3 protein-coding genes and 1 pseudogene are annotated in these 3,301 nt (G+C 58.6%); 2 read left to right on the top strand and 2 right to left on the bottom strand.

Going from position 1 to position 3,301, the window contains the following annotated elements; genetic code table 11:
* Nucleotides 1-505 precede the first annotated feature (505 nt).
* Both GMA12_RS18060 and GMA12_RS18055 read left to right on the top strand, forming a co-directional pair.
* A complete protein-coding gene (locus GMA12_RS18060; RefSeq protein WP_162460046.1) occupies nucleotides 506-937 on the top strand; it encodes a YveK family protein in 432 nt (143 codons plus the stop codon).
* Nucleotides 938-1,187: 250 nt separating this feature from the next.
* Nucleotides 1,188-2,360 carry an oligosaccharide repeat unit polymerase gene (locus GMA12_RS18055; RefSeq protein ID WP_156270867.1) on the top strand — a complete coding sequence of 391 codons (1,173 nt, stop codon included), beginning with the start codon at nucleotides 1,188-1,190 and terminating at the stop codon, nucleotides 2,358-2,360.
* Between the two features lie 9 nt (nucleotides 2,361-2,369).
* On the opposite strand, the gene GMA12_RS19675 is transcribed toward GMA12_RS18055, so the two are convergent.
* Nucleotides 2,370-2,504, bottom strand: a complete 135-nt coding sequence (locus GMA12_RS19675; RefSeq protein ID WP_370832136.1) for a hypothetical protein — start codon at nucleotides 2,502-2,504, stop codon at nucleotides 2,370-2,372.
* 611 nt (nucleotides 2,505-3,115) lie between these two features.
* A pseudogene (locus GMA12_RS18620) lies at nucleotides 3,116-3,301 on the bottom strand (ISL3 family transposase); the annotation flags it as partial.

Here is a 3,301-nt window from a genome sequence, read left to right as displayed (position 1 = left end):
TGGATCGACCGCTGCCACCCGTTCGGGTGGACCAGGACCAGCCCCGACATCCTCAAGATAGCCAACCGGTCAACGACCTTAAAGACGAGTCATGGGGGGAAGTGAGCAGGCGCAGAGCTACGTCACAATAGCGACCCCACGGGACGCCGCCGGTCCCAGGCCGAGCGTCGGCGGTTACAGTACACGCAGATGGGGGACTGCGGCCGGGGCCAAGCGGTGCGATATCTGACGCTTAGATTCCTAGCATCATAAAAAACTCAGTCCTTTAGGCGCATTAGTTGCGCAAACACCATATGTTGAGGAAAAGGACACCATGGCCATACGGAAATATGTTGACAGGGTAGTCAAAAGACGCTGGGTAGTAATCACAGCAGGAGTCGTTGGGTTTTTACTGGGCCTCGCATATGCCTTTGCTTTCGAGACCCCTTATCGGGCAGAAAGTTCGGTATATCTATCAGTAAATGGGGGCGGAGATCCCACACTAGCTCCACAGTTAACAACATATATGGAGAACCAGACCTTGACATATGCGGAGGTGGCGGACAAGCCGTTGTTGCAGGAGCAGGTGAAGAAGGTTATCGATTTGGACGTCTCCATTTCCCATTTGACTGCAGTGGTGTCTACCAACGTCGCAGAGGAAACTTATGCATTCGATATCTCCGCATTGGCCGAGGATCCTGAGATGGCGATTGACATTGCTAATGCAACGGCCGTGGCCATGGTGGATCACGTTGCCGCCAACGAACCCGAGTCTAATGGAGAACCCATTCTACGGATGACCGTGAGTGCGTCGGCATCCGAGGCAAACTCAGTTCTTCCCGGGTCCCCTAGGCACCCCACCGTGGGACTTATCACAGGTCTTGCGATTGGCGTGGTTCTTGCGCTCGTATTGCCCCCGAGTCGACCATTCGACCGCGTGATGCGCCGACATGAATAGGGTCATAACGTCCACGGCGTCCAAGGGAGCACGCCAAGACCGACGGGATCAAATCGGTTGTCAGGCGCCAGTCTTTGGTTTTCTCATATTAGCAGTGGGAATACCGACTTGGATTTATTGGAGGACGGCGACACCATCGGGTGACCCTCAACCCACTTGGCCATTGTTCCTCGTGATAGAAATCGCAGCATTGCGGTTGACATGGATTTTAGCTCGGCCGGAACGACGGCTATACGACATGATCTTTTGGATGTTCGTTTACGTGTTCATGGGCTTGGCGCCGTTCACTCAATTCCGTCTTGGAATTGCCCCGTTCACCACCACGAACCTCAACGCACTTTTTTATGGCGAATCTATCCTAATTGTACTGGTGGGATGTCTCGCATGGCTTGTAGGCAATAGCTGGGTGAGTAGACGGCCGCCTTCGCGGGGAGCAGTCACCGAAAGGTCGGTTGTGCAGCTCCGGGCTCAGATTCTGTTTGTAGTATTCTTCATCGCAGCTTTGTACTACATTATCTCAATCGGCCCCGCGGTTCTCTTCGAGAGTCGTGAAGCACGGGCCAACTCGGTCGCGGAGTTGTGGTCCAACCCAGTCTCCGAAATTTTGACTTTAGGCACGTCCATGGGCCTGTTGGTGTCGTATGTATCACAAAGGCAGGCCCAAGCGGGTCTAGATGCTCTGCGGGCCACGAATTTCTCTAGAACGCTGCTCATCGTCAATGGCCTGAGTCTATTCATCTTTGTCAATCCGGTGAGTAGTTCGCGATACTTGTTCGGCACGGTCGTTCTGTCTGTGCTCGCCGCACACGGCGTCTTCTCAACACGGCGAGCCTTCCGAGCAGTGACCCTCGCCGCCGTCCCGGGGTTCGTCCTACTCTTCCCCATAGCGGATTATTTTCGAGACATAACAATGGAAGAAGGCGTGACCCTGGATGTAGTCCGGTCTATGCTTTCGGGCGACTACGACTCCTTCGCTCAGGTGATGAACGCTGCGGAGTACGTGGACGACCAAGGAGTGGCATGGGGGCGTCAGCTCTTAGGAGCTATACTCTTGTGGATCCCGCGCAGTTTATGGGCTACGAAACCACAGCCCACCGGCGCGATCCTGGCCGATTATAAGGAGTATTCGTTCCACAATCTTTCTGCCCCCATATGGGCGGAGCTGTTCGTGGACGGGTCGTGGTTGTTCCTGGTCGTCGGGATGTTGCTCCTCGGCGCTCTACTGTGCCGCCTGGATCAGCACACCGAGTTGATATTAACCCGCCAAGGGATGCCTGGCCTCATCGGCTGTATTCTACCGTTCTTCATGGTCATTTTACTTCGAGGGACGTTGATGGGTGTAGCAAGCTCCCTACTAGTTGTGCTCGTGACAAGTTTCTTCGTGACGAAACGCCGCCAATTGTCCTCGCCCGAGCGCCCTTGAAGGTGCCCTTCACCGCTGAGCGTGGGTAGGAGTCTCCCGCCGCGGCCCGTGGCCGCCGGCGGCGGGCAGGGGGCGTAGCCGGTAGCTGTCGAAGTCGCGGAAGCCCCGGGTGACACTGCGCATCGTCTCGATCAGCGCCTTGATGGCCTCTGTGGACCCGTTCGAGGCGCTAGCGGTGTCGAGGTAAGTTAGCCAAGATCACCGACCTCCATCGCCGCAGAGTGCGGCTCATCCGGGCGACCTCCGGGAGCGGGCATGTCGGGAAGGCGCCCAGGGTCTGAGCGACGAGCCGGCGTTCGGTCTCGGGGCGGGCGTGGTAGACGGCGTGCAGCTTCTGGTAGCAGCGCCAGAGGTAAAGGTGGTCTCGTGGCGCGGGTCTCCGGCCTCAAGTTTCTCGTTGAGCCGGGTGATCTGCTTGGTGGTGAGGTGCTCGGCGCCTATTTGTAGGGTGCGGCGGATGCCGTAGAGCGGGTCTCTGGCCCGTCCGCGGTGGCGCAGTGTGTCCTGCTGCACTCTGTGGCCCGCCTCGTCGACGAGTTGGCCGCCGAGCAAGACCGGCGTGGAAGGCGTCAAGCGCCGATATGGCGTCGGGGAGTTCATCACGGATTGCGTAGGCGTAGGCGTGCAGTGGGTCCAGGGTCGCAGTGTGGATTTCTCTCGTGAAGGTCGGCCTCTGCTCGGTCAACCAGTCGCCGTAGGCGGCCCCGATGCAGCCCTTGACCAAGTTCAGCAGCCGCGCCCGAGGCCGGCCGTCCTCACCGCAGGAGTGGGTTTATGATCCCGGTGCCGGGCGCGCCGACGTGGCGCCAGAAGTGCTCGTCGACGCCGAGGGCGTCCGCCCCGGTCTGCCGCTCCTCAGCGATCAGCCGGGTCTTGATGACCGGGGCGATGGCGTCCCAGACGGTGTTCCAGGCGACTCCGAGCTGTTGGCCAGGTCCGAA

This window comes from Kocuria sediminis, assembly GCF_009735315.1.
In the GTDB taxonomy this organism is placed as follows: domain Bacteria; phylum Actinomycetota; class Actinomycetes; order Actinomycetales; family Micrococcaceae; genus Kocuria; species Kocuria turfanensis.
This window is presented reverse-complemented; position numbering and strand designations above follow the sequence as displayed.

What these genes read in the sequence shown, in the direction of transcription:
- GMA12_RS18060 (WP_162460046.1), top strand. Translation starts at nt 506, where the DNA reads ATGGAGAACCAGACCTTGACATATGCGGAGGTGGCGGACAAGCCGTTG.
- GMA12_RS18055 (WP_156270867.1), top strand. Translation starts at nt 1,188, where the DNA reads ATGTTCGTTTACGTGTTCATGGGCTTGGCGCCGTTCACTCAATTCCGT.